Annotated in this window: 24 protein-coding genes; 15 read left to right on the top strand and 9 right to left on the bottom strand. The window is 49.7% G+C overall.

What is annotated here, in order from left to right; genetic code table 11:
• The first annotated feature begins 443 nt into the window (after positions 1 to 443).
• From EFB02_RS03270 to EFB02_RS03250, 5 genes are all read left to right on the top strand, one after another.
• Positions 444 to 782, top strand: a complete 339-nt coding sequence (locus EFB02_RS03270; protein WP_234992712.1) for a type II toxin-antitoxin system RelB/DinJ family antitoxin — start codon at positions 444 to 446, stop codon at positions 780 to 782.
• Positions 766 to 1032, top strand: coding sequence for a type II toxin-antitoxin system RelE family toxin (locus EFB02_RS03265; RefSeq protein ID WP_122820160.1), 267 nt, complete (start codon positions 766 to 768; stop codon positions 1030 to 1032). Before EFB02_RS03270 ends, EFB02_RS03265 begins: the two co-directional genes overlap by 17 nt.
• A 283-nt stretch (positions 1033 to 1315) precedes the next feature.
• Positions 1316 to 1570 (top strand): type II toxin-antitoxin system RelB/DinJ family antitoxin, encoded by a 255-nt coding sequence (locus tag EFB02_RS03260; RefSeq protein WP_024058315.1) that lies wholly within the window; start codon positions 1316 to 1318, stop codon positions 1568 to 1570.
• A complete protein-coding gene (locus tag EFB02_RS03255) occupies positions 1557 to 1841 on the top strand; it encodes a type II toxin-antitoxin system RelE/ParE family toxin (RefSeq protein ID WP_122820159.1) in 285 nt (94 codons plus the stop codon). The genes EFB02_RS03260 and EFB02_RS03255 overlap by 14 nt, the downstream gene beginning before the upstream one ends.
• The gene (locus EFB02_RS03250; RefSeq protein ID WP_122820158.1) at positions 1828 to 2871 is read left to right on the top strand and encodes a GIY-YIG nuclease family protein; all 1044 of its coding nucleotides are present in this window, start codon (positions 1828 to 1830) and stop codon (positions 2869 to 2871) included. The genes EFB02_RS03255 and EFB02_RS03250 overlap by 14 nt, the downstream gene beginning before the upstream one ends.
• A gap of 131 nt (positions 2872 to 3002) precedes the next feature.
• Here the strand turns inward: EFB02_RS03250 and EFB02_RS03245 are convergent, their stop codons facing one another.
• From EFB02_RS03245 to EFB02_RS03235, 3 genes are all read right to left on the bottom strand, one after another.
• Positions 3003 to 3347 carry a type II toxin-antitoxin system YafQ family toxin gene (locus tag EFB02_RS03245; protein WP_122820157.1) on the bottom strand — a complete coding sequence of 115 codons (345 nt, stop codon included), beginning with the start codon at positions 3345 to 3347 and terminating at the stop codon, positions 3003 to 3005.
• Positions 3344 to 3616, bottom strand: coding sequence for a type II toxin-antitoxin system RelB/DinJ family antitoxin (locus tag EFB02_RS03240; RefSeq protein ID WP_122820156.1), 273 nt, complete (start codon positions 3614 to 3616; stop codon positions 3344 to 3346). The genes EFB02_RS03245 and EFB02_RS03240 overlap by 4 nt, the downstream gene beginning before the upstream one ends.
• A gap of 204 nt (positions 3617 to 3820) precedes the next feature.
• Positions 3821 to 5446: an ATP-binding cassette domain-containing protein gene (locus tag EFB02_RS03235; RefSeq protein WP_122820155.1), complete on the bottom strand. Its 1626-nt coding sequence runs from the start codon at positions 5444 to 5446 to the stop codon at positions 3821 to 3823.
• Positions 5447 to 5785: 339 nt separating this feature from the next.
• Between EFB02_RS03235 and EFB02_RS03230 the strand changes: the two genes are divergently transcribed.
• The 8 genes from EFB02_RS03230 (at position 5786) to EFB02_RS03195 (ending at position 14263) form a co-directional block, all read left to right on the top strand.
• Positions 5786 to 6496: an ABC transporter ATP-binding protein gene (locus EFB02_RS03230; protein WP_122820154.1), complete on the top strand. Its 711-nt coding sequence runs from the start codon at positions 5786 to 5788 to the stop codon at positions 6494 to 6496.
• Positions 6496 to 7953: an FtsX-like permease family protein gene (locus tag EFB02_RS03225; protein WP_122820153.1), complete on the top strand. Its 1458-nt coding sequence runs from the start codon at positions 6496 to 6498 to the stop codon at positions 7951 to 7953. Before EFB02_RS03230 ends, EFB02_RS03225 begins: the two co-directional genes overlap by 1 nt.
• A 380-nt stretch (positions 7954 to 8333) precedes the next feature.
• On the top strand, positions 8334 to 9272 hold the full coding sequence (locus tag EFB02_RS03220) for a metal ABC transporter substrate-binding protein (RefSeq protein ID WP_122820152.1): 939 nt from the start codon (positions 8334 to 8336) through the stop codon (positions 9270 to 9272).
• 114 nt (positions 9273 to 9386) lie between these two features.
• Positions 9387 to 10175, top strand: a complete 789-nt coding sequence (locus EFB02_RS03215; protein WP_122820151.1) for a metal ABC transporter ATP-binding protein — start codon at positions 9387 to 9389, stop codon at positions 10173 to 10175.
• Positions 10172 to 11338, top strand: coding sequence for a metal ABC transporter permease (locus EFB02_RS03210; RefSeq protein WP_122820150.1), 1167 nt, complete (start codon positions 10172 to 10174; stop codon positions 11336 to 11338). The genes EFB02_RS03215 and EFB02_RS03210 overlap by 4 nt, the downstream gene beginning before the upstream one ends.
• Positions 11335 to 12198, top strand: a complete 864-nt coding sequence (locus EFB02_RS03205) for a metal ABC transporter permease (protein ID WP_122820149.1) — start codon at positions 11335 to 11337, stop codon at positions 12196 to 12198. The genes EFB02_RS03210 and EFB02_RS03205 overlap by 4 nt, the downstream gene beginning before the upstream one ends.
• A 229-nt stretch (positions 12199 to 12427) precedes the next feature.
• Entirely contained in the window at positions 12428 to 13066 is a 639-nt protein-coding gene (locus EFB02_RS03200; protein WP_122820148.1) for a hypothetical protein, read from the top strand.
• 228 nt (positions 13067 to 13294) lie between these two features.
• Positions 13295 to 14263, top strand: coding sequence for a carbohydrate kinase family protein (locus EFB02_RS03195; protein WP_438947130.1), 969 nt, complete (start codon positions 13295 to 13297; stop codon positions 14261 to 14263).
• Between the two features lie 85 nt (positions 14264 to 14348).
• Here the strand turns inward: EFB02_RS03195 and EFB02_RS03190 are convergent, their stop codons facing one another.
• The 4 genes from EFB02_RS03190 to efeU all read right to left on the bottom strand — a co-directional run bounded on the left by EFB02_RS03190 (position 14349) and on the right by efeU (position 19551).
• Complete coding sequence (locus EFB02_RS03190; protein ID WP_122820637.1) at positions 14349 to 15590, bottom strand: MFS transporter; 1242 nt, start codon at positions 15588 to 15590, stop codon at positions 14349 to 14351.
• Between the two features lie 292 nt (positions 15591 to 15882).
• Complete coding sequence (gene efeB, locus EFB02_RS03185; protein ID WP_200831531.1) at positions 15883 to 17247, bottom strand: iron uptake transporter deferrochelatase/peroxidase subunit; 1365 nt, start codon at positions 17245 to 17247, stop codon at positions 15883 to 15885.
• A gap of 12 nt (positions 17248 to 17259) precedes the next feature.
• On the bottom strand, positions 17260 to 18498 hold the full coding sequence (efeO, locus tag EFB02_RS03180; RefSeq protein WP_234992711.1) for an iron uptake system protein EfeO: 1239 nt from the start codon (positions 18496 to 18498) through the stop codon (positions 17260 to 17262).
• Between the two features lie 63 nt (positions 18499 to 18561).
• Positions 18562 to 19551: an iron uptake transporter permease EfeU gene (efeU, locus tag EFB02_RS03175; protein WP_122820147.1), complete on the bottom strand. Its 990-nt coding sequence runs from the start codon at positions 19549 to 19551 to the stop codon at positions 18562 to 18564.
• A gap of 387 nt (positions 19552 to 19938) precedes the next feature.
• Here efeU and EFB02_RS03170 point away from each other — a divergent pair, with 387 nt between their 5' ends.
• Both EFB02_RS03170 and EFB02_RS03165 read left to right on the top strand, forming a co-directional pair.
• Complete coding sequence (locus EFB02_RS03170; protein WP_122820146.1) at positions 19939 to 20658, top strand: TetR/AcrR family transcriptional regulator; 720 nt, start codon at positions 19939 to 19941, stop codon at positions 20656 to 20658.
• A gap of 168 nt (positions 20659 to 20826) precedes the next feature.
• Positions 20827 to 22128 (top strand): variant leucine-rich repeat-containing protein, encoded by a 1302-nt coding sequence (locus EFB02_RS03165; RefSeq protein WP_122820145.1) that lies wholly within the window; start codon positions 20827 to 20829, stop codon positions 22126 to 22128.
• On the opposite strand, the gene EFB02_RS03160 is transcribed toward EFB02_RS03165, so the two are convergent.
• Entirely contained in the window at positions 22129 to 23178 is a 1050-nt protein-coding gene (locus EFB02_RS03160) for an aspartate-semialdehyde dehydrogenase (protein ID WP_122820144.1), read from the bottom strand.
• Positions 23175 to 24482, bottom strand: a complete 1308-nt coding sequence (locus EFB02_RS03155; protein ID WP_122820143.1) for an aspartate kinase — start codon at positions 24480 to 24482, stop codon at positions 23175 to 23177. Before EFB02_RS03155 ends, EFB02_RS03160 begins: the two co-directional genes overlap by 4 nt.
• Between the last annotated feature and the right edge of the window lie 16 nt (positions 24483 to 24498).

Raw genomic sequence — 24498 nt, 5'->3', positions numbered from 1 at the left:
AATAGCCGCTCGAAGTGAGCTGCTTCTGGTACTCACCCGAACCGGATCACACGATGGCCTCTTCTAATAGCACAATTTACTTAGTTTTCATCTGAGTCAGATGCAGAACATTTGAAGCGGTAGCACAAAACATAACAGGTAATAGCGAGAGCCAAAGTAGAAAGAATATTAGCTACACCAGTAATAACGCTGACTGCACCAAAAAACAGTAGTACCGCGAAAACTCCACTACACCCCGCTAAACAGCAACCAATAACCCAGTACAGATCAGGATTCTCGTACCACCGCATATTTTCTGCTCCCGTCTCACAAAAACTAAAAATCTCTCAGTCAGAATATCGAAAAACTCCGCAACTCGATTTCTCTTGCTCTCTTTAGGGAATCACGCCCAAAATTAGACAGCCCGTAGTCGCATCCCGGATCCTGGAGTAGCCAGCAAAATAATGGATTACAAATATAAAATAATGAAATACACTGATAACAACTATAAAAAAGGAGGCTATGTAATGAAATCAACAACATCAAATGTTAATTTTAAACTCGATACTGATGTCAAAGAGTCGATGGAAGATGCATGCAAAGCTATGGGGTTGACCCTTACCGCCGCCTTTACGATTTTTGCCAAAAAAGTTGGGACTGAACGACGTATCCCCTTCGAAGTAGCGGCGCCAGTGTCAGATTACGCGCGCGCTTTACACCGAGATTCGGCAGCCTACCGCGCAGGACAGCTCGATACCGTTAACCTAGAAGAAATGATGGCTCGCTATGGTATGGAAAATTGATTTCACCTGGCGCGCAGAAAAGGCTCTTAGCAAGATTGACGCCACCTCCGCGAAGCGAATCCTAAAAGAACTCCATATTGTTAGCCAGCTAGATAATCCCCGCTCAAAAGGTAGAGCCCTGAAAGGCGAACTAATCGGCTACTGGCGTTATCGCGTGGGAGACTACCGGGTTATCTGCGACATCATGGACTCACAGATGCTGATCCTAGCGATCAATTTAGGACACCGCCACGATATCTATGAAAGATAAAAATTGCAGCAATCTACATTTCCAAGGTTCCGAGCCCACTTAGTTATGATTCCGCCACCTCTACATCACCCCACGCCCACTTAACCAGAAAGAAGAGAAGGGACCACAGTCACGACTAGCAGCTCTATTTGAATGCCATTCCAACAGCAAGTCATCCCCGTTATTCGCCCTCGACCAGGAAGATTCAGGCAGTAAAGAAATTTTTAAAGCTCTTAATATCACGCAAAATTAATGCTATTGTAGGCACATAGTAGTGGCAATTGCGTAAAAAGAGGTATTTCTGGTGGCTAACATATCGTTCCGAACTGATGACCAGACCAAGACTCAGGCAGCGGAGCTCTTCCGCGACCTGGGGTTAGATATGAGCACTGCAATCAACATGTTTTTGAGGCAGTCAATTGCCAGCAACGGCATTCCGTTCACACCGCGCCGGGAAAATTCAGCCAACCTACTCGCTCGTGCTGAAGCCGAATCCCGCACCGGAGCTTCCTTTGATAGTGTCGCTGAGTTAATGGCAGATCTTAATGAAGCTAACTAGAGTCTTTCGCACCTCCCAGTTCAAACGCGACGCGAAAGCACTGTTCAAAAAGCATTATGATCCGTCGAAGTTGGCACGTGCAGTTGCAGCCCTAATGGCTCAGGATCGCGGCGAGTTACGGATCCGTTATCGGGACCACGCACTGCAGGGACAGTGGAAGGGATATCGCGAAATTCACCTCGAGGGAGATTGGCTACTGATCTACCGTGTCGAGCGAAGCGAGCTGCTTCTGGTACTCACCCGAACCGGATCTCACGATGACCTCTTCTAATAGCACAAATCCCGCTAAAGCAAACCTCAAGTATCTGCGTTTTAATGTCTCCCAATTGGAGTCAATTTCCGCGTTGATTCCAAAACAACGCCGAGGTATCTACGTCCTCCAGTTTTTCAACGGTGAGTTTTATGTCGGTCAAGCACAGAATGTAGTGACGCGTTTTGCCCAGCACCGGCATGGTCATACCAATCATCATGAAGCCTGGGATGACATAGAGAAGTTATGGTTCATGTCCGTACCCGAAAACTTAAATTTGACGAAGATAGAAAATAGCGAAATTCGTAGATTTCGGGAATCTGGTAAGCCCCTGCGGAACCGCACTCTGAACTTAGGTCACAATCAACCGTCAAAACTGGATAAAGCGATACCGGTGGAGGAACAACATTCTTGGGTACTTGGGGATGGTCCATACGATTTGCGCGGCATCAAAGAAAAATTACCTTCTTTGGGAAATGAATCGTCGAAGTTTCTAAAACAGGTTCCCGATGAATACCGAGATCCCATTCTCTCCGATTTGGTTTTTGCGTTAACAAATCTGGTTCCCGAAGCTATCAACCTAGAAGGACGATATTGGACGATTTCGGATTGTCCGAATACTGCAGGAGGTCGTTGGGCAACACTAAACACCGGGACTCTTGAACTTCTTTTCTTCCCGAGAAGGGAGGTCTCGGGACTTTCCTGTCTCAATACTGCCGACGGAACGTTTTCACATAGCAGGCTGCTCTCCCTATTGACACCTTGGAAGCGTTATACCCAAGGGTTTTTCGTTAACCAAGTGGACTACAACTCAACGTCAGCTGACCAAGTAGTGTTTACCAGCGGTGACTTAAAAAGAATCTGCGAAGAATACCCGAAAATATTACAAGGTGCTAGAACTTTTGCGTTGCAAGCCATGCGTCAAAACACTTCGGGAATGTTTTTCCGCTGGCATTCACGACCACTAACCAGAGATATCTACCAGTTTGCTCTCGAGAATCATCTAGATATTAATACAGATGGGAAGCATTCGGATCTAACTGGTTTATAGATAAAGTTAGCCCCTTCCCGCCTCTAATGGTTTTTGTACGCAGAACATAAATAATCGTCAGCACAAATTAAAAAACTTCTCCTGCGGCGGAACCATCAAAATCTCGCCCGAGTTTAGACAGCTTATGAGCATTAACGTCCGCTGCTTTGTGCAGTACCCACTATCTCGTCTTTACCTACGAAAAGTTCATTGTGACTTCCGGTTCGTTGAAAATAGGCAACCTGTCTGGAGGTTCTCCAAATCACCAACCAATCACCCGCATTAGCCACGTGGCACTCATTGCTCCCAGCCCATTGGCCAGAGAGCTTATGCATTCTGTGGCGTTGCTTCAGAATACCGCGCGATTCACGCGAGTTTTCTAAAATCAGATCAATGACAGCCTCCAGTTCATCGAGATTCCCCTGTCTTTTAGCAGCTTTTTTCTTTAGATCCCTACTAAAAGCAGAAGTGAACTTGGCTGTAAGCCTCCCATTCATGCTAACGCTGCTTCGATAACATCCCGACCACTTGCATAGGTTTTACCTTCACCACGCGCAATCATCTGCTCGGTTTCACGAATAGCGTCCAGACTCTCGGCATTAGGTCGCCGGTAATCAAAGGATAGCGGGATGGACTCAGTGTTCACTATTTCAGTGAAAAATGCTCGGATCACCGACGATAAATCAAGACCGTAGCTCTCCACCACTTTTGCTGTTTCTTCTTTTAACCCGCTATCAATTCTGACAGTTAAAGTGCTAGCTCCCATCAGCCCCTCCTCTTAACGTTTGCACATACATTTTAAAATACCTGTCAGTACAAATTCAAGAGCTTTCCTTTGCTTCCCTTACGGAATCACCGCCAAGAATTGCACATGCCGGCAAAGGCCAGAAAATTATGGCTCGCTATGGCATAGAAAACTGATTCGGGACACCGCCGCGATATCTATGAAAGATAAAAACTATAGCAAGCACTAACGGATATTGATTTGTCTACCTTGCCAGCGGCTGATCAGCCACCTGTCATGGCTTGCTACGATTAGCGTCCCCTCCCAACCATGCAATGCTTCTTCCAGCGCTTGCATCGCCTCCAAGTCTAGGTAGTTGGTAGGCTCATCAATTATGAGCAAGGAGGGCGAGGCAGCCAGCGCTAACGCAATTTGGGCTCGACGCTGGTTACCGGCTGACAGCTCCGGGATAGGCTTGGTCCACAGGGAAGGATGGAGGATGCCTTTCCCGGCCTCACCGATACCATTTTTCCAAACGGGGCTAGTAAACCCGGGATCGTTTTCCTGAGGAAGCTGCTGAGGCACCAGCCCGACCCTCCGCTCGCCGGTGATTGTGCCGCTACTTTGCGCACCCTCGGGTGGCTGCCCGCGATAGATCCAATTCAGTAAGGTAGATTTTCCAGAGCCATTGGCACCGGTGACCAGCAGATGCTCTCCGTAGGAAAGATCAAAACTGACCGGCGCCAGACGGCCGGCAACTGCGGCATGACGGGCAGCCACCGCGATTCCGGTGCTTACAGCTGGTTGATTGAGCTCAAAAGCCAGGTCATAGCTACAGGGTCTACGTACTTCCTGGTTGCTAAGACGCTCGCCTCGCATATCGTCATTTCGCATTCGGCGCTGCGCGGTGGCAGCAGCGCGATCTGCAAAAAACTTCTTGGCTTTACCCTCAGCGCTCGCCAGGCGCACGCCCCCGCGAGCTATCTTGCTAGCTTCCTGGCGATGTTTTCTCAGTAACCGTTTCTCGGCCTGCTGAGCTGTATGTAAGCCCCGGAGCTTACGGCGGGCACTCGTTTTTTCAGCTAAATATTTCGAGTAGGCGCCCGCGCAGCGATAGAGACCAGTAACCTGACTACTACCAGTAGCTTTAGCGAGTTCATTCCATACCCTTACGTCCATATCGTAAATAACCGTGGCGGTGTCCTCGATGAACGCCCGGTCGTGACTCGAAATCAAAACCGCGCCTCTCCACTTATTAACGGTTTCTGCTAGAAAATCGATTGCACGAGCGTCTAAATGATTGGTGGGTTCATCCAAAATCAACACCTCGGGCTTCACGATTAGCGTGACCGCCAGTTGCAGCCTCCCCCGCTCCCCCGGGGACATACTGCTTAAACTGCGGTCACGTCCTGATCCTGTGAGCGCCCTCAAGCCCAGCCTCGCCAGAACTCCAGTGAGCCGTGTCTCGAGCGACCAAATATCAAAACAGCTCATTAAGGCAAGTAGCTGGTCATAGCGCTGCCCCTCCTGGGCAGTACCAATACCTTGGCTCATTTTGGTGGTCGCGTCCTGAAACTGGGTAGCGATATTTCCTAGAGGACGCAAAGCGCAGTCGAGGTAATCTCCGGCGCTTCCACGAAAGTGTTCAATCGCCGGTACCTGAAAGAACTCAGAATTTACTCCCTCGATTTTGACCTTGCCTTGTTCTGGCAAAAGATCCTGGGAAGCAATGCGAAGCAGGGTGGTTTTCCCGCAACCATTAGGTCCAACTAAACAGGCACGCTCGCGCTCCCCTACCTGCAAACTGATGTTTTCAAGCAACGGTTTAGAGGAGTATGAAAAAGAAATATTTTCGAGAATGATGACAAACATAATAATCTCCAGGACGCAACGATTAAGGGCAGCGTCTCAGCTGAGCTGAGTAGAGATTACAAAGTCATCGGAAATTAGCTCCTCGCCTGGATAATATAACGGGCAGCTGGCGCGTTACCTACCTTGATTTTAGCTAACCTTTTGCCGAATAGCTATAGGTGCCCGTTTCCAGGCAATCACGGTAAATCATGATTCCTGACCCGAAAGTTGCGCCAAGGGGAGGGCGCACTCTCCCCCTTTGGGTAGAGACAGCTCTCCCCTTGGGTGGTTTTTAGCAATACCCAAAAATCAGTTTCAGCACTGTTCCTTGTACCTGGCAGGTGAACTGAAATAGAGGGTATGAACCAATACGAAGAAAAAGAGGTGCTCAGCACCGATAACATCATGAAAAGTTTTGGAAACGTCCACGCCCTCTCCGGGGTTTCTCTCCAAATTCACGAGGGCGAGTCGGTGGCAATCATGGGGCCATCGGGGTCAGGAAAATCCACCCTGCTGCATTGTTTATCCGGCGTTCTGGTTCCGGAATCTGGAAAGGTCTTATTCCGGGGCGAGGATATCGCGGCACAAAAAGACGTGAAGCGCTCCCGGTTGCGGCTTAGCCAATTCGGGTTTGTGTTCCAAGATGGGCAACTCATTCCCGAGCTGCCTGCCCGTGAAAACGTGGCGCTCCCCCTTATTCTGACCGGCACCCTCTTGCCTAAAGCTTTAAAACGCGCAGATCACCTACTCGCCCAGTTGGGACTTTCAGAGCTTAAAAAGCGCCGCCCCGGCGATATGTCTGGAGGTCAGGCGCAACGGGTAGCCATTGCCCGCGCTCTGATTGGCAACCCGAAAGTGGTTTTTGCGGATGAACCTTCTGGTGCCCTCGATCAAGCTACCGGATACGAAATGATGGAAACTTTAACCCGGGAAGTACAACACTGCGGAGCAGCATTAGTGCTGGTAACCCACGATATCAACGTAGCGCAATGGTGTTCACGCCTGATTGAGATTCGGGATGGCCAAATCCATTCTGATCGTGCTTTAGCGCCGCATTCAAGGAGGGCATAATGTCGAGCACTAACATAGCCAGCCCGGCTGTCTCCGCGCGCACCCAGAACCTAAACTGGTTAACCTGGCATCTAACTAAAGCCCGTTTCCGCTCTCGCCAGGGTGAGTCTCTGCTTTATTTAGCATCTATCCTGGCCTACACGGTGTGCGCCGGGTTAGCTTTAACGATTGCCGGCGGCACCTATATGTTTTACCATCGCTGGATGCATCCTACGGGAATTGCTGCCCAACTACTTAAAGTAGATGCAAGTTTCGAAATCATTCTAAAGTTCTATTTCCTGTTAGCCATTTTGGCCTGCACCTTGATCATCCCATCTCTATGCTCACTAGCCACTAAGGCAGCAGTATTGGGGGCACGAGGACGCGAAAAGCGTTTGGCAGCTTTACGCCTGTTGGGGCTGTCCTCTCTAGAAGTAACCAAGATTACTATGCTAGACGCTCTCCTCCAAGCGGTTATCGGTTCCCTGATCGGTACCACTCTTTATTTAGCGACCCTTCCCACCTGGACTTCTCTTAAAATCGAAGCCAAATTCATAGCGGCTAAAGAGATGTTACTACCCTGGTGGCTACTATTAACAGTACTGGCAGTAATGATTTTCCTGGGACAGATTTCTTCCTGGTGGGGAATGCAACAGGTGAGAGTTTCCCCTTTGGGAGTAACTCGCAGGGCGAGCCAACCGGCACTGCGTGTGTGGCGCTTGGTAGCTGCGATAGCTATTTTTGTCACCGCTTTCATAGTCAGTCAACTAACCTTGGGGCTATCGAAAACCTGGATTCTCGTGGCGTTATCCGGCATAATCCTGGTAGTTATTTTGGGATTTAACTTACTCGGTCCCTATCTATTGCAGCTGAATGCCCGCTTATTAGCAAAGGTACCTACTCCCGCAATGGTATTGGCTTCACGGCGGATAGCGGCTGACCCCAAAACTACCTGGCGACGTGTCAGCGGCATGGGATTCTTAGCTTTTATCGCGGGTTTCGTGGCCATGTCACCAGTGCTTGTTAATAGCGAAGATTCCGATAATCTTTCCAATAATTTTATCTCTTCGACTCGCTGGGATTTCCACACTGGCACCATGATTACCCTGGCGGTCAGTTTCACGCTTTGCGCCTGCGCTATGCTGATCACCCAAGCGGCAACCGTGATTGAAAACGCCCAGCAGTCCCGAGCTCTCGCAAAAATGGGTGCCCCGCGCGGCTTTGAGCTGCGTTCAATGTGGCTGGAAACCCTGGGGCCACTTGCAGTCTCCGTACTGGGAGGAGGGTTATTGGGGCTAATAGCTGCCATGCCGATGGTACAAATGCTAAAGGAACATACCGGACAAACCCCAGAGAATTCCGTAACCCAAATGAGCCTTTTACTGCTAGCTGGTTTAGCATTTACAGCCGCCTCAATTTTCGCGACTCACCCCCTGCATCGGCGTTTGCGGCTGCTGCAGCAACGCGCAAATGATTAGCAGTCAGCTAGGTGCTTCGTAGCATTCGCGTAGATACCTATCTAGGGATCTACCTTAGAGGCTTCATAAAAAGCTAATCTCTCAGCAAAGATTTTGCCGGGCTTTCTCACACGGGAAAGTCCGGTAAAATTAATTATTTAGCCAGGGTCCCCTAAGTTTACGTTCCCCAATCTTTCATCTGACTACCAAGAATCACCGATAGCCACTAGTTTATGAAAAACCTCATAGCTAAAGCCGTTCACGCAGGTTAACACCGCAAACTCCCCCTATAGGACAAACGTCAGTTTTCTTTTTTCTAACTGATAACTATCTTTATTATCAGGTTCACCTAACCTAAACCAATATTTCGGGTAACCGAATAATATGAAAGACGAGGATAAATGAAACTGAAAGCCGTAGTCTCCGGTATCTGCGCGCTGGCGCTGGCAGCTTCCCTGGGAGGATGCGCCAAAAATGGTGCCACCGACAATGCGGATGGAGCTAATGGAAAACTAAAAATCGTTGCCACCACCGGCTATCTTGCCGATGCGGTAAAAAATATTGCCCCCGAAGCGGAGATTACTACCCTGGTAGCTCCGGGAGGTGACCCCCATACCCAAGAACTCACCACCAAGGACACAGAAAAAATCCAAAAAGCTGACCTGGTAGTTTGGACCAGTCACGACATGGAACACAAAATGATGGGACAGTTCGATGGTCTGGGCGATAAATCCTTGCCGGCAGCGGAGGCCATTCCGAAGAAGATGTTACTGGATTGGGAAGAAGACGGAAAGATTCAAGGTCACGACCCTCACGTATGGAATGACCCGATTGGTTGGCAGTACGCGGTAACCGCAACCGCTGAAAAAATTGCGAAACTGGATAAAGCCAACGCCGACAAATACCTCAAGAACGGAAAGGCATATAACGCCAAGATTCAGGCCATGCATGAAAAAGCTAAGGCCGCATTTGAGAAAATTCCTGCCGAGCGTCGCACTCTGGTAACCGGCCACGACGCCTTCAACTACCTGGGACGTACCTACGGACTAGATATTATGGCAACCGATATGGTTTCCTCCGAATCGGAAATCTCTGCGGTACAGCTGGAAGAATTGGCAAACACTATTGCCACCAAAAAAGTTCCGGTCATTTTCTATGACAACCTGAAGAGCCCGGAAGTAGTTAAGCACCTACAAGAAATGGTGAAGTCTAAAGGTTGGGAAGTTAAACTCTCCGACACCGAGCTATACGCAGACACCCTCGGCGAGAAAGCACCTACCAACACCTATCTAGGGGCTTTCCAGCACAATGTTGAAGCTATTGTAAAAGCACTCTCATAGAGAACGCGACATGAGTGCCAGGATGGGTGCTAGGATTCGCTGTCTCCAAGTTTCCTAGCGCCCATCCTTTTCTTTCGACATCATTCAGCTACTTTCTTTAAAGGTATTAACTCCATGAATTTCAAAAATACTTCTTCCCTAGAAGCGTCTCGCCAGCAGAACGCAGATTCACCCACTCCTACGCCCCCGTGTGTGGTGGAAAATATCAGCGCCGCTTATCGTGACCGTCTCGCTCTCTCCGGGGTAAGTTTTACCGTGCCCAACGGAGAAATCATGGCAATTCTTGGCCCTAATGGAGCTGGAAAATCAACTTTGATTAAAGCGATGCTGGAACTGATCCCCCGGGTCAGCGGGGAAACGGAATTTTTTGGGGAAAACCTAAGCCGAGTACGTAAACGGATTGCCTACATGCCCCAGTCGGCCTCAATTGATTGGGATTTTCCAGCACGGGTAAAAGACGTGGTTCTGATGGGAACCTACACTCGCTTAGGCTGGCTACGCCGCCCGGGGAAAAAACAACATCAAGCTGCGCAAGCCGCTATGGAGAAACTAGATATCTTCGATTTAGCAAACCGCCAAATATCTGAGCTTTCCGGGGGACAAAAACAACGCACCTTCGTGGCACGCGCCCTAGCGGCCAATGCCGATTTATTGGTTATGGATGAGCCTTTCGCCGGGGTTGACATGAAGTCAGAAAAGACGATTCTACAGGTACTACGCTCCCTAGCTCACTCAGGAAAAACCGTGTTACTAGTACACCATGATTTGGCTACTGTAAGAGATTTTTGTTCCTCAGTATTACTGCTTCGTGAAGGAAACCTGGTAGCCTCCGGATCTCTAGATGAGGCCTTCACCTCTAAAAACATCTCTCACGCCTACGGAATCGATGGAGCACTGGCATGAATCTCGCCCTCACCAGTTTCTCTAGCCTCCTCCCTCAGGAATTAATCTCTCTAAGCGACTTTTGGGGAACCTACAGTTTTCGAGTAATGACCGCCGGAGCAATCCTGGTAGGTTTCTTCGCCGGAACCCTGGGATCCCTACTTTATGTGCGTAAACAATCTCTGGTTTCTGACGTTATCGGCCATAGTTCCATTGCCGGAATCGTTGGGGCGTTCGTAATTGCCTCATTATTAGGCGCAGATGGGCAATCAATCCTGATTTTGACTATCGGAGCCACCGTTTCCGGGTTGCTGGCTGTGGCCACTACCAACCTGATTGCAGAGAAATCCAAAGTAGGAGTAGAGGCCGCAATGGCGATTTCTCTAGCCATCTATTACGGCGGCGGCATGGTTGCCTTAAGGCTATTGTCCTTTTCTCACTTCTCAGGCCGTTCGGGGATTGCACAATACCTATTCGGGAATGCGGCTACTATGCGCCAAATCGATGTGTTCACTGTCGCCATTCTTGGTTTTACCGCACTGTTGATCGTCATGGTTTTCTGGAAGGAAATCACACTCTTCGCTTTCGACCCCATAGGCGCCCAGGCAGCCGGTTTTTCCGGTAACCTTTTGATCGCGATCGTAACCTTGTGTACCACCGTAGGTATCGTGATCGGGGTGAAATCTGTAGGGGTAGTATTAATGGTTGCTTTTGCGATTATCCCCGCAGCTGCCGCGCGGCAGTGGACTGATCACCTACCGGTTTTATTCCTACTGGCAGGAGCAATCGGTGCGCTTAGTGGCGGTTTTGGCTCTTACCTGGCAGTATCCATCGGGAAGGTACCGACCGGACCGGTAATCGTGGTTATCTTGTCCCTGGTTTTAGCTATTTCTCTAGTTTTTTCCCCGCACCGCTCTTTACTGGCCTACCGTTACCGTCGTCGCCGTCATATCCGAAATTTGCAGCAAAAGCAGGCAGATTCCAACTCCCCCACCCAAGCTATTTCCCTGAAAGATCAGCCAAAAGCTCCGGCGGTAATAGCTGAAAATACGCACACTGGGTTGCAGTTTTATTCCTCGACAGAGGACGAGAAAACGGGAGACACCGCCTTTCCCCAAGTTCCACAGCCTGTGGGAGCACTCAACCCCAAATACCAGCTAGACCCCGAGGATAACCTGAAATGAGTTTTGTATTTGCGGCCTTATTACTGGCAATTACGACCTCCGTAACTTGCGCCCTACCCGGTACCTTCTTGGTACTGCGACGCCAATCCATGCTGGTAGATGCGATGAGCCACGCGGTTCTGCCTGGAATCGTACTCGGGGCGCTACTTTCTGGATCTACTTATTCGCCAATAATGGTGGTTCTAGCTGCTGGTTTTGGGCTGATAGTGGTTTTGGGAGCCAACTATTTACAATCCACCGGTTTACTACCTAAGGACGCCAGTCAAGGAGTTATCTTCCCCCTCTTGTTTTCGGGCGGAGTTATCTTACTGTCGACTGCGCTTGCACATGTACATATTTGCGAAGACACAGTACTTACCGGCGACCTAAACCTGCTGGCCTTAGATACTGAAAGGCTAATAATCGGTGATTATGATTTTGGTCCGCGAGCAATGTGGATGCTGCTGATAATTTTTGTAGCAAACGCACTGTTTTTGCTGCTTACCTATAAGGTAATGCAGTTAGTTACCTTCGATCGGGAATCAGCCCAAGTTATCGGGTTCCCCATCCGCACGGTGGAAACTTTATTCATGATCCTAGTGGCATTAACTATCGTGGTGGCCTTTTCCACCGCAGGCGCCATTTTAGTGATCGCCCTATTAGTAACACCCGCGGCAACTGCGATTTTACTATCTAATTCGCTCCCGAAAGTATTTGCTTTTACTTTGATCATCTCGATAATCAGCGCCATTATCGGATTTTTTACCGCTTGGTATTTCAACCTTGCGACCTCAGCAATGATGGCATTTACCGACGGATTCTTGTTCCTTGTGGTGTTGCTGACCGGACTGGCGCGCGCCCGTATCAAGAAACGCGCATAACTTTGCTCCCGACTGCTTCCTAGTAACATCTTCCCTTCAGGTAGAGAACCTACCCGATCCAGGAAGCCCGGTGAAAGCGATTTCCGCTTTCCCGGAGTTTTCACCCTTTTGGGTATTCATAAGCAAATTCCTGCTTGTTACTTTAAAAGTGCAGGCTTTTCAATCTTTTGGGTGATTACATCTGCTAAATACCTTTCTAGCGTGGAGGTAAGTGGGGCGAGGGAGCTCCATGCCTAACAACGGAGAGGGGACCACCATGAAAAAACTACTTGCCTTAATGGGTGCATTAGCCCTAGCTATTGGCTTGTCTGCTTGTGGCGACGGTAGCGGAAGCGGAAAGGAAAAGAAAGCCAGCGCGGAAAGTAAAGCCCCCGAACAGAAAATCGGGCTGATTTCCACCACCGAGAATGTGCTAAAGCCGGAGGAAAAACAGCAAGAGGTAAAGGTGGATGATGCGGAAGCTTTAGCGAAAAAGTGGAAGGAAAAAGGTAAAGAATTTGCCGCGAAAAAAGGAATTCAGACATTTGACATTGACCCGACTTTCGCGAACTTTAGCAAAGATAAAATCAAGAGTTACAACCTATATCTAAACCACAATGGCGATTGGAAAGCTGGGAATAAATTTAAAATTGGTTTCTATTGTCAGACGGTAAAACCAACCACCATCGAAGTGTGGATTGCTCCGGACAGCGATGAAAGCAGTTTCGATCGAAAGGGACAGCTAACCAAAGTGGCCTGCGGAACAGATAAACCGGCGGAGGCAACTTGGGAATATACCCTTCCTGCAGACACCAACAATCTATTGATTGTCCGCAGCCAGCTGCCCGTAGAAGGCTTCATGGTTACCACTGACGAATTGCAAAAGTAGCCATCCGAGCTAAACCCCTGCTACCTAGTCCATATGATTGCTAACGGTGATCCCGGTAACTTGTTAGGTTACCGGGATCACCGTGCTTAGAATAGTTGCTAGCTGCTCACAACCATCATTCTTTTTGTGTTTGTGTAGCCAGCTGCTGTGGGCACTCAAAGTCATGCCGGAATCTAAAGGGATTTTCCTGGAAGTGACGCCAAAGAAACTAGGTGGGGAGTAATTGTCATGACCGATATGAAATCAACTGAGCGTCCCGTACTTTGCCTAGGAGAAGCCCTGATTGACGTTATTAAACGGGCAGGAAACATCGAAGAAAAAGTTGGGGGCAGCGTTTTTAACGTGGCTTGCGGAGTAGCTAGTTTAGGCCACCCCACCTCCCTGGCTTCCTGGTGGGGCAAAGACGAGCGTGGTAAGACCCTAGAAGAAAAGTTAGTTTCCGCAGGAGTTCACGTAATATCTGGTAGTAATAACGCTCAGAAAACCCCAATTGCTAACGCCCAGATCGATAATCATGGACAAGCAACGTACACTTTCGATTTGGAATGGCAAGTCCCACCCCTACCGGAGATCGATAGCATCAGCCACCTACATACCGGTAGTTTCGCTGCCACTTTGACACCTGGTGCGTCTGCTGTACTTGAAGCGGTGGAGGCCATGGCAATTCAGGGAACTATCAGTTATGACCCCAATGTGCGTCCCTCCTTGATGGGCACCCCCGAACAGGTGCGTCCGAAAATTGAGAAACTCATCAGCCTAGCCGATGTGGTCAAAGCCAGCGATGAGGATATCGCTTGGCTTTATGGCAAGGACACTCCCCTAGAGTCGGTGCTACACAAATGGAAAGCTATGGGCCCAGGCCTAGTTGTCGCAACCCGTGGACCGTGGGCTTCCTACGCCCTCTGCGCCAACGACCGGGATATGCTGGCGGTTGACCCCCTAAACACCCAGGTTAAAGATACTGTGGGAGCCGGAGATTCCTTCATGGCAGGACTGATTTCCGGGCTTCTGGATGCGGGGCTGCTAGGCTCTGCAGAGGCCAAGCAGCGGTTACAGAATGCCCGCCTTAGCGACATCCAGGGCGCTCTATACCGGGCAACTGTCACCTCGGGAATCACCGTAAGCAAGGTAGGAGCCTATGCCCCTAATCAGGTAGAGGTAGCCAAGGTTTACAAGCGCGATCCTAGCTTCCACTAAACCGATCCCTCTAAAGCGCTATCATCAATCAGTCAGGGCTGCGGGGTGCTAACCTCGGGAAGCAGAATATGGTTTCTAGAGCGTTTTAAACACTGGCAATTCGCCCCAGACGATACTGCAAAAACGCCATTAACCCCAAAGCTATACTCAAATATACTGGCAGCAACCCCACTGATAAATGATCAGCCACTACACCAAACAACGGCGGCATGATAAGGACTCCCACAAAGAAACAGGACATTTGTACTCCAGTAATTGCCCGCGAGCGCTCCCTCCCAAAAATCTGCGGGGTGGAATGAATCATTGCCGGGTAAATAGGGGAACACCCAAGCCCAACCGTCATTATCCCGCACACTGCCAATGAGGCTGGCCCAGGAATTATCATAATTATTAGCCCCAAACCTGTCAGCATTATTCCCCAACGGATCATCTGTTGGTCTGAGTACCACATAGCCAAAAAACCGCTAATCGCACGCCCCAGGGTGATCCCTAAAAACACCATGCTGGCAAATGCAGCAGCTTCCGCCGCATCCATATTTTTAAACAACCGCAAGTATGTTGCTGCCCACAGCCCGATAGTGTGTTCCACTGCGGAATAACAGAAGAAGCAAACCATCATAGCTTTCACTCCCGGAATCTGCACCACTTCGGAAAGCTTCAGATATCGTGGTTGCGTAGACTGATCTTTCGGCTCCGCTATTTCCTGGGCAGTTACAGATTCAGAATTCTCCACTATCTGGTCAGGATGGTCAATGCAGACAGCGGCCGAGTCGGTTAACTCGTTACGTTTCCACAATGGCAAGCTTAGGAACAATATTGCGGTTATTCCCAGCTGTATACAGGCGGCATACCAGTAGCCACCTCTCCAAGTAGTTCCCCCTGCAAGCGCCGCGCCCATAATATAAGGACCGATGGTAGCACCAATCCCCCAGGAACAGTGCAACCAATTCATATGGGAACTTCGGAAATGTAGCGCTACATAGTTATTTAATGCCACATCGATGCTGCCCGCTCCCAATCCATAGGGAATCGCGCATATACAAAGCATCCAAAAATTGGGAGCTAAGCCGAAGCCTAAGATAGCTACCGCAGTTAGCGCCACCGAAATGACTGTAATTTTTCCGGTGCCTAACCAGGAAATCAAACGATCTGATAGTAACGAGGAGGCAACGGTTCCCAGGGAAATAATCACCGAGACCATCCCGGCGTAGGAAACTGGTACCATAAAATCCGAATAAATTGCTGGCCAGGCTGAACCCAACAAAGCGTCAGGCAACCCCAAGCTAACAAAAGCCAGGTAAATCAGTGCCAGCAGCAAATTAGTCAAGGGAACCTCCTTATATAAAGCTATCAGTTTTATCACCCGATATACCGTCCCAAAATAACTGTATTTCCTTAATCTCAAAACTTAAGGAGAACCCCATTTTGAGGCTGCGCCTTGAACTTTGCAGGATCACAAGAGCGATTAAGATGTTTTTCCGACCTCTAAAGGCGATAAGAAGGGTTCATTTGGCTACCCCTGACAGCACAAAAAGTTGCGGGTCTTGCTGAAGATAATCAGCAAGACCCGCTTTAGTTTTCCGCTTTATCTGGAAACCTATTTTTCCAGGGATAAGCCTTTAGGCTTCAAAGAGTTTTTGCCCCACATAGTCTTCTCCCTGCCCCAGACCGGGCGGCATTACCCACATACTGGTGGAAATATGCTGCAAATATTCGGTCATGGCGTCCCCAGACATCCTCTTCAGGATAGGTATGAAGTTGGTTTGCGGGTTACGAACATAGGCGATGAACATCAACCCACCTTCTAGCCGCCCCAAACTGTCAGTACCCTCCATATAGTTGTATCCACGTCTGAGCATCCGGGCTCCCCCGTTATGATCGGGATGCACCATCGCTAAGTGCGAATCCAAAGGAATCAGGGGTTCCCCGTCTTCTCCCTTTTTTTCAAAGTCAGGATCGGTGAACTCGGTACCCCCAGATTGCGGGGCTCCCTCTAGTTTGTCGCGACCGATGGTATCTTCTTGCTCTTGCAAGACCAGCTCGTCCCAAACTTCCATCATCTGCTTGATTTTACGGGTACACAGATAGCTGCCCCCTGCGAAATATTTCCCGCCCGGATCACCGGGCTGAATCCACAGATGCTTATTTAGTTCCGCGTCAGAATCTTCCTTTTTAATATTAGAAGTTCCATCCTTAAAACCGAAGAGGTTGCGAGGAGTTTTCTGTCCGGTAGAGGTAGAGGATGTACGCCCGTATCCCAGTTGCGTCCAGCGAACCGTAGCGGTACCGAACGCCAGCCGGCTGAGGTTATGAATGGCATGCATAGAAATCATGGGATCTTCCGAACACGCCTGCACCACAATGTCCCCGTAGCACTGATCCGGATCCAGTTTCTCTGCCGCCATCCGCGGAATCCCGCCCTTTAAAGGCTTGGGCATCCTATCGGCAATCCCCAGGCGATCCTTCCCATCTTTCAGGAAGAAACTTTCCCCAAAACCAATGGTGATTGTGAGGGCGCCCGGACCTAGATCATATGCTTCTCCCGTATCATCCGGGGGTGCCAGCTTGGATACTTTCGGATCATTTACCGGATTACCCGCCATCATGCGTTCGGCTGCCAATGACCAGTCTTTAAGCAATTGAATAACCAATTCTCGGCTTTCAGTGGTCAGGTCATAAGCCGCCATCATCATCTGCTGCTGTTGAGGCGTAAGAATTCCTGGCTGATGTTTACCCCTGAAAGGATAGGAAATCTTCATCACATCAGCAGCCGCTTCCCCAGCGGCCTCACCTTTGGATTTACCGTAGGCAAAGCCGCCCATCCCCCCGATACCTATACCGGCTAACGCAGCAATGCCGCCACCGATCAGGACGTTGCGCCGGGAAATCCCGCGGGTAGAAGCAGTTTCTTCTGGGGTTTCCCCCGAGGAGGCAACTTCTTCGGTTACCTCCTCGGAGTGATGCTTAACAGAGTCTTTACTCAATGAATATTCACCTTATTTCAGGATAGATTCCGTCAGCTTCGCCAAAGGACCACGCAGAGCATTTACCTTATCGGAGAGCTCTTTCTGCTTCTTGGTGTACTTCTCAGGAGTTTTCTCTAAACCGATGGCTACAGTCGCAATATCGGTGTAGGGCGGGAAATCCCACTGGTTATCACCGCTAGCCCGATTATAAGAGGCAATAGTGTTTTCCAGATCCTTCATTTTGGCATCAATCTTCTTCGCCAACTCCGGATCTTTCTTCTGAGCTAAGGCCTGAACGTTGCCGTAAGCCACCCGGGCACCTTCCAAGTTAGCTTGGAAATCATAGAGGTCAGTGTGCGAGAAAATCTCTTCCTCACCCGTAATCTTGGTAGTGGCTACCTCTTCTAGCAAACCAATAGCACCATTGGAAATATCATCTAGCTTAAGCTTGAAATCAGCAGCGTAAACCGCTTTATGTAGATCCTGGGTGTCTTTCATCAGTAGATCCGCAAACTTGGTGCGATCGGCAGCAGATAGTTTGTCATCGGTCCAAAGATCTTTTTCTAAACGATGCCAACCAGTCCATTCCCGGCCGTCAGCATCGTCGGCCTGCTGATAGTCAGCTTCCCGCTCATCCAACTTCGGATCCAAATCACCGAAGGACTCAGCAGTGGGCTCGATGCGTTCATAGTGCATACGCGCCAGCGGATAGAGCTTCTTAGCTTTTTCGTTATCCCCCGCCTTGTAAGCATCAACAAACTCTTGGGTGACCGCTACCAACTGACCAGCCTGATCCTTTACATAAGCGGTGTATTGAGCGACCGCTTCCTGATGTAACTTCTTTTCATCAGCGCTGATCTTAATACCTTCGCCCTTGGTTACTTTGAATTCTTTTAATCCCACTAGTGATCCCACCATATTCTTCTTGCAGGCGGTGTAGTAGGTTCCTTCTTCTAGCTGCACGGTAAAGTCCCGTTTATCCCCAGCGGCCAGGTTCTCCATTTCGCCCATAATCTGCAGTTTGTCTTTAGCTAACACTTCAAACTCGTTACGAGCCGGACCCTCGTTATTTAGAGAGAACTTAATGGTGCCTGATGGTGCGGTGTTCGTAGACAGTTCGCACTTGTCGTCAGCGATTTTCACCTCGATGGGTTTAGTGCTGCCAGCAGAACCCTCCCCAGCAGCACTGTTGTCGTTCTTTACACAACCAGTCATGGTAACTGCCAGCGCCGCACCTACGAAGGCAACGGCAATTTTACGCATATGCATTAATTGTCTCCTTAAATGTGCATTTTTGCGTCGAGGACGCGAGCGCGCCCCCGGGAAAAACGTTCAGCCTACTTCAACTGACGTTTTGGTCTTGTTATCTACTGCCCCTACTCCCGTGCTCTGATCTGCCACGCTCGAAACCTGATTATTATTTTCCACGCGACTTGCGGATTCTCTGATGGTTGCAGACTCTTCTTTCGGTGACGGTTTTGCTGCCAGAGCAAGTTTTTTGTTGCGGTTGTAAAAATAGAACAACGTTGCTACTACCACCAGGTAAATCAACCAGCTAAAGAACTGTAGGGACGTGGGGCTGGGCGAGAATTGGAAAATAGCTACCAGTAAGTCGTAGAGGCCACCGTTATAAACCAGGGTGGGAATATTAGCGGTGATATCAAAAAGTGGGGCAGTCATGGGGATAACCCCGGCTTCTTGTAAATCGTGGAAACCGTAAGAGCAAACCCCGGCGGCTACAAAGATCAACAAATAACCGGTTACCTCGAAAAATATTCGCAAGTTAATGCGGGCAACCCCTCGGTAGATTAGATATCCCAGTGCGATAGCAATGGCTATTCCCAGCAGCATCCCCATGACTAGGCTGGTACCGTTCTCGTTATCACTAGCATTTTTCAGCATTGGCCAAATGAAAATTGCGGTTTCTAGCCCTTCTCGCCCCACGGTAATCAGGGCAATTACAAACAATGACCAACCGGCTCCACTACCCTTTGCAAGGGCTTGTTTAACTTGGGATTGCATCCGGGCGGTCATTTCTGCGGAATGTTCAGCCATCCAAAAAATCATCCAGGTGATGAGGCCGACTGCAAACAAAGAAAGAAATCCCCCCAAGGCTTCTTGTGCCTGAGTAGTAAGGGTATAGGTTCCCCAGACCAAGTAGGCACCTACACTCATGGGCACGACCGCTCCCACCGCTATCCCCAGCCATAGTTTCGGTAGGACGTCTTCACGCTCAACTTTCTTTACATAGGCATAAAGAATGGAAACTATTAAGACAGCCTCCAAACCTTCACGTAACGCAATTAGTAAAGCGCCCAGCATATTGTCTCCACTCCGCGAATTAATTTAGTCAAAACCTATAATCCTTTAGCTAAGGCAAACCTGAATTTAATTAATTCACCCCCTCCTGTCAAGTATGCAAATCAACACAAACTTAACTAAATCTACTGTTCACGGCATTTTTACCGCTACCCCATTAAAGGTTCAGAAAAATTTTTCCCCATAGATAAGATAGGTTCACCTATTCAAATACCCCCAAAAATCTTCAATCCAAATTCCGGCAGCCCTAGCCGCAGCGGAAGCGACGGCACAAAAAGTTTCCCTGACTCCCCCGATTGATCACTATTCCCAAAAAGATTCCACCCCCTCCTCTCCCGATTTTTTCAAGACGACTAGACTAAAAGTGTCACCAAATGAAAGAATGCCCCTATGCCTAGGATTATCGGGGAAACACTGGAAGAACATCGCAAAAAAACCCGCCAGCAACTTTTTGACGCACTTTCGCGCCTCATGCAGACCAGTACTTTTGAGTCACTAACCATGGCGAAAATCGCAGAAGCAGCCGGAGTGGGACGCACTGCAGTCTACAATCACTTCCAGGACAAGGAAGCGCTACTACTGGCATTTATCACCTATGAAACCGGCCAATATTCACTACGCTTAAACCACGCCTTAGAGGGAGTGAGCTCCCCAATAAAAATGCTGCGGATCTATATCCGCGAACAGCTCAACCTAGGATCCTCCTACCACCTAGCCCCCGGACTGGATTTGCGCCGACAAGTATCACATGAAACCGGTTCTGAACTGCGTCAACACGCACATATCGTAGAAAATATTTTACGTCAGATCCTCCGGAGAGCAATTAACGAGGGTACGCTCCCTCCTCAAAATCTACCGATCGCTATCTCTATGGTTAACGCCTCTCTGGCGGGCAGATCCTTACCCAAAGACCCGATGCGTCGCGAATATTTGATTCACTGCATACAAGCATATGTATTGCGCTCCTTGGGGGCAGATCATAAAATCGCCCCCCTACCCAATGCGAAACGTTTTCTGGGACGTCCATTAGACATGGACGAAAATCCCTTTTCTGCACGCGGCGAAGACGGAATGGCAATTTCAGCCTGCCCCATTCACCGCGCCAGCTAAACCCCTTTTTGACTTTTTCTAGGCAAACAGGACTTTTCTCCCACGCCATATCCTATTTCCCAGCAAAGATTTAGCCACCTTTTCTTACATTCAGAGCTACGACGGGGAGAAAACTATTTTCACCTCTCAGTCATCTATAATCTCTAGAGGGCAACTAAAGGAGGCGCTATGAGCACTGACCCGGTCGAGCGGGCAAGCGATCCTGCGACGCCGCTGGAAGAGTTGCAGTTCCTAGCCCAAAATCACCCCTCCTTACGTCCGCTAATTGCCGAAAACCCCTCCACCTATCCGGCATTACTGGAATGGTTAAGTGAATTTTCTGATCCCGAAATAGCCGCCGCTTTGCAACGTCGCCAAAACCGAATTGATCGGGACGCCCGCCGTAAAGCTCTGCCAACTTCCATCGACACCAAGGAGACAGCCCCTTCTCTCCCCAAAAGTCCCCAAACTGCGCAGACAGCACCTGAAATAGCTTTACCTCCTAACCTGGCCGCCCCCTCGCGTCGCATACCGACAACCGGACAGACTCAGGAATTAGCGGCTGTAAATTCAAATCAGCAAATCAACGTAGCCGGGGACAAAGCTAGTCCCGAGCCTACGGATTCCTCCCCACAAATGAAATCACCCGCAGTAACCTCGGGAAACACTTACTTCTCTCCAGAATCCACTGCTGCTCAAAAAACCAACGCGGAAAAACTCAAGCTAGCTGATGAAGCAGATTTGGATGAGTTCTCCCCCCAAGAAGAAAAAACCGCTTCCAAGAAAAGCAAACTTTTCGTGATTATTTTAGCGATACTTATTGGACTGGTACTTTCGATTGGGGGAAACCTAGCTGACCGTCTTACCGGAGGTGACGGTTCCAAGAGTTGGTATGGGAAGAGCGGGGTAATTGCGCGTATTTTCGGGGATTCTGACCTAAATAAGGATCGCAACAATAACGGGATTCCCGATGCCCAAGAAAACGGGGGAATAAACAACAAAAACGGAAACTCAACTGCCAAAGACGGAAAAGATGGCAAAAATAACGCGGGAGCACAGCTAGATGTTAAAACTGAGGGACGCCAGATTGCTCCTGCACCCACCAGAGCTACCGGAGAGGCAAAAGGGATACCTGACGGCGCCTACCAAGTCAGTGAGTTCTCTTTGCCTGACGCCCCCATAAAATGCACTATCGGTAGTGAAGTGGTATGTACTGCCTTTAGCTTTACCGGAAATATTGGACAAGATCCGGGGGCAACCGTCAGGTTCACTCTGGGGGCAGCAGGTGCCAAAACTCCTGAAGATCTAGGGGTAAAGGATCGGGAAACCTCGCAAACAGTGCTGGCTAGCGGTGCCGCGGCTGCCTCTGGAGCCTATGCCTGTCAATCCTCCGGATCCGGAGTTGACTGTTGGAACTTACAAACCGGATACGGGCTGAAACTTACAATTAACAGCGCCGAAGCCTACCAGCCAAAAACCAGAGCAAATTAACTAGCCAGCCAGCAGCTCGCTGGCAACTAGCTCCGCAATCTGGATGGCGTTCAGCGCTGCCCCCTTGCGCAGATTATCAGCGCAACATATAAAGGCTAGTCCTTTCCCACCAGGAACTGATTGATCGATGCGCAGTCGCCCGGTAAAAGTACCATCGCGGCCAGCAGCATCCAAAGGATTCGGAACGTCGACCAGTTCTACTCCCTCAGCCTGCTCTAATGCCGCTTTCGCCTGCTCTAAATCAACCGGACGAGTAAAACGAGCATTTAGCGAAAGCAAGTGGGCGGTCATCACCGGGATCCGTACACAAGTACAAGAGGCTGCAAGCTCGGGAAGATGCAAAATCCGCCGTGACTCATTACGCAGCTTTTGCTCCTCATCGGTTTCATGAGATCCGTCATCAACAAAGTTTCCAGCCACTGGAACCGCGTTAAACGCAATCGGACGCACATAGGTTTTAGGCTGCGGAAAATCGATAGCTGCCCCATCGAGAGCGAGTTCTTCGCAGCGATCTACGCTCGCTTCTAGCTGGGAAGAAAGCTCTTTAACCCCGGCTCTGCCGGAACCGGAGACAGCCTGATAAGAGGAGGCCACCAAAGTTTCCAGTCCAAACAGGTCATGGAGTACCTTCACCGTGGGCATTGCCGCCATGGTGGTGCAATTTGGGTTGGCGATAATCCCCCTAGGACGATCCTTAATATCTTCAGGATTTACTTCCGAAACCACCAGGGGAACCTCGGGGTCTTTGCGCCAAGCAGAAGAATTATCTACTACTACTGCCCCGGCAGCGGCGAAACGAGGAGCGTAAGTGCGCGAAGCCGCGCCTCCCGCCGAAAAGATGGCAATATCAATACCGTTAAGATTGGCACCTTCTACATCCTCGACGGTTATTTGCTGTCCACGAAAAGAAAGCTGTGTACCCGCACTTCGCGCGGTTGCAAACAGGCGAATATTGACTGCTGGAAAATTTCTTTCCTCTAGCAGGGTACGCATCACCCGCCCTACCTGACCGGTGGCGCCTACTAGGGCTACAGTTAGTTGTTTATTCATCGTCCAGTACCTCCATAGACCACAGCTTCAGTTTCTTCGGAATCTAAATCAAAGGCTTTATGAATTGCCAGCACCGCATCATCCAGGTGATCCAGATTAATTAGTACGGAGATGCGCACCTCGGAGGTGGAAATGATATCCACATTGATTCCCTCGTCGGATAACGCTTGGAAGAAACGCGCGGAAATCCCGGGGTTATTACGCATGCCTGCCCCCACCAGAGAAACCTTCCCCACATTGGTGTCATGGTCAACACGAATGAAATCCAAAGCCTTCTTTTCCTGCTGGAGCTCTTCCAGTACCGCCGAAACATCTTCGGCAGGCATAGTGATGGAAATATTCGCCCGTCCAGGTCGCGCCTCGGAAATGTTCTGTACGATCATGTCAATATTGGCGCCTGCCTTGGCTACCGCCGTGAACAGATCCGCAGCCACGCCAGGACGGTTAGGCAGTCCCACCACGGTCAGCTTTTCCTGGGAACGGTCATGAGCGATACCAGAAATAATTGGAGCTTCCACTTTTTCCTCCTCGAGAGCTTCCGCAGGGACTACCCCCCGCAACGATTTCGGAGCTGGACCCCGGGCAATCCAGGTGCCGTTTTTATCAGAAAAGCTAGAACGTACATGCAGCGGCACCCGGTAGCGGCGGGCAAACTCTACCGCCCGCAGATGTAAAATCTTGGCACCATTAGCCGCCAGTTCTAAAGTTTCTTCATAGTCAAGAGAGTGCAGACGACGAGCGGTAGGCACCAGCCGGGGATCCGCTGTAAATAAGCCATCTACATCAGTATAGATTTCGCAAACATCCGCATGCAGTGCGGCCGCTAAAGCCACCGCAGTAGTGTCAGAGCCGCCGCGTCCTAGGGTTGTAACATCCTCGGCGTCATTTACCCCTTGGAACCCAGCTACGATAGCCACGTTATTCTTGCGGATTGCCCGAGCAATTCTTTCCGGAACCATCCCCACAATCTGAGCTTTACCATATTTCGCATCGGTACGAATACCGGCTTGTGCCCCGGTAAACGCCATCGCCGGTACGCCCTGGGCAGATATCGCCATAGAAAGCAAAGACATAGATATACGCTCTCCGGCAGAGAGCAAGATATCCATTTCCCGAGCAGGGGCATTAGCATTAAGCTCGGCTGCCATATCAATCAAATCATCGGTAGTATCCCCCATCGCGGAAACCACTACCACCACTTGGTGCCCTGCTTGACGGGTTTGCACAATTCGCCGCGCTACCCGCTGTAACGACTGGGTATCGGCAACTGAGGATCCGCCGTACTTTTGTACAATCAGCGCCATTTGTTCCCCTTGTAAA

This window comes from Varibaculum vaginae, from assembly GCF_900604285.1.
Taxonomy (GTDB): Bacteria; Actinomycetota; Actinomycetes; order Actinomycetales; family Actinomycetaceae; genus Varibaculum; species Varibaculum vaginae.
The sequence above is the reverse complement of the archived record's forward strand: the minus strand, read 5'-3'. Positions and strand labels throughout refer to the sequence as shown.

Coding starts and splice junctions, on each gene's coding strand:
- EFB02_RS03270 (WP_234992712.1), top strand. CDS start 444: ATGGATTACAAATATAAAATAATGAAATACACTGATAACAACTATAAA.
- EFB02_RS03265 (WP_122820160.1), top strand. CDS start 766: ATGGTATGGAAAATTGATTTCACCTGGCGCGCAGAAAAGGCTCTTAGC.
- EFB02_RS03255 (WP_122820159.1), top strand. CDS start 1,557: ATGAAGCTAACTAGAGTCTTTCGCACCTCCCAGTTCAAACGCGACGCG.
- EFB02_RS03250 (WP_122820158.1), top strand. CDS start 1,828: ATGACCTCTTCTAATAGCACAAATCCCGCTAAAGCAAACCTCAAGTAT.
- EFB02_RS03245 (WP_122820157.1), bottom strand. CDS start 3,347: ATGAATGGGAGGCTTACAGCCAAGTTCACTTCTGCTTTTAGTAGGGAT.
- EFB02_RS03240 (WP_122820156.1), bottom strand. CDS start 3,616: ATGGGAGCTAGCACTTTAACTGTCAGAATTGATAGCGGGTTAAAAGAA.
- EFB02_RS03235 (WP_122820155.1), bottom strand. CDS start 5,446: ATGTTTGTCATCATTCTCGAAAATATTTCTTTTTCATACTCCTCTAAA.
- EFB02_RS03230 (WP_122820154.1), top strand. CDS start 5,786: ATGAACCAATACGAAGAAAAAGAGGTGCTCAGCACCGATAACATCATG.
- EFB02_RS03225 (WP_122820153.1), top strand. CDS start 6,496: ATGTCGAGCACTAACATAGCCAGCCCGGCTGTCTCCGCGCGCACCCAG.
- EFB02_RS03220 (WP_122820152.1), top strand. CDS start 8,334: ATGAAACTGAAAGCCGTAGTCTCCGGTATCTGCGCGCTGGCGCTGGCA.
- EFB02_RS03215 (WP_122820151.1), top strand. CDS start 9,387: ATGAATTTCAAAAATACTTCTTCCCTAGAAGCGTCTCGCCAGCAGAAC.
- EFB02_RS03210 (WP_122820150.1), top strand. CDS start 10,172: ATGAATCTCGCCCTCACCAGTTTCTCTAGCCTCCTCCCTCAGGAATTA.
- EFB02_RS03205 (WP_122820149.1), top strand. CDS start 11,335: ATGAGTTTTGTATTTGCGGCCTTATTACTGGCAATTACGACCTCCGTA.
- EFB02_RS03200 (WP_122820148.1), top strand. CDS start 12,428: ATGCCTAACAACGGAGAGGGGACCACCATGAAAAAACTACTTGCCTTA.
- EFB02_RS03195 (WP_438947130.1), top strand. CDS start 13,295: ATGACCGATATGAAATCAACTGAGCGTCCCGTACTTTGCCTAGGAGAA.
- efeO (WP_234992711.1), bottom strand. CDS start 18,498: ATGCATATGCGTAAAATTGCCGTTGCCTTCGTAGGTGCGGCGCTGGCA.
- efeU (WP_122820147.1), bottom strand. CDS start 19,551: ATGCTGGGCGCTTTACTAATTGCGTTACGTGAAGGTTTGGAGGCTGTC.
- EFB02_RS03170 (WP_122820146.1), top strand. CDS start 19,939: ATGCCTAGGATTATCGGGGAAACACTGGAAGAACATCGCAAAAAAACC.
- EFB02_RS03165 (WP_122820145.1), top strand. CDS start 20,827: ATGAGCACTGACCCGGTCGAGCGGGCAAGCGATCCTGCGACGCCGCTG.
- EFB02_RS03160 (WP_122820144.1), bottom strand. CDS start 23,178: ATGAATAAACAACTAACTGTAGCCCTAGTAGGCGCCACCGGTCAGGTA.
- EFB02_RS03155 (WP_122820143.1), bottom strand. CDS start 24,482: ATGGCGCTGATTGTACAAAAGTACGGCGGATCCTCAGTTGCCGATACC.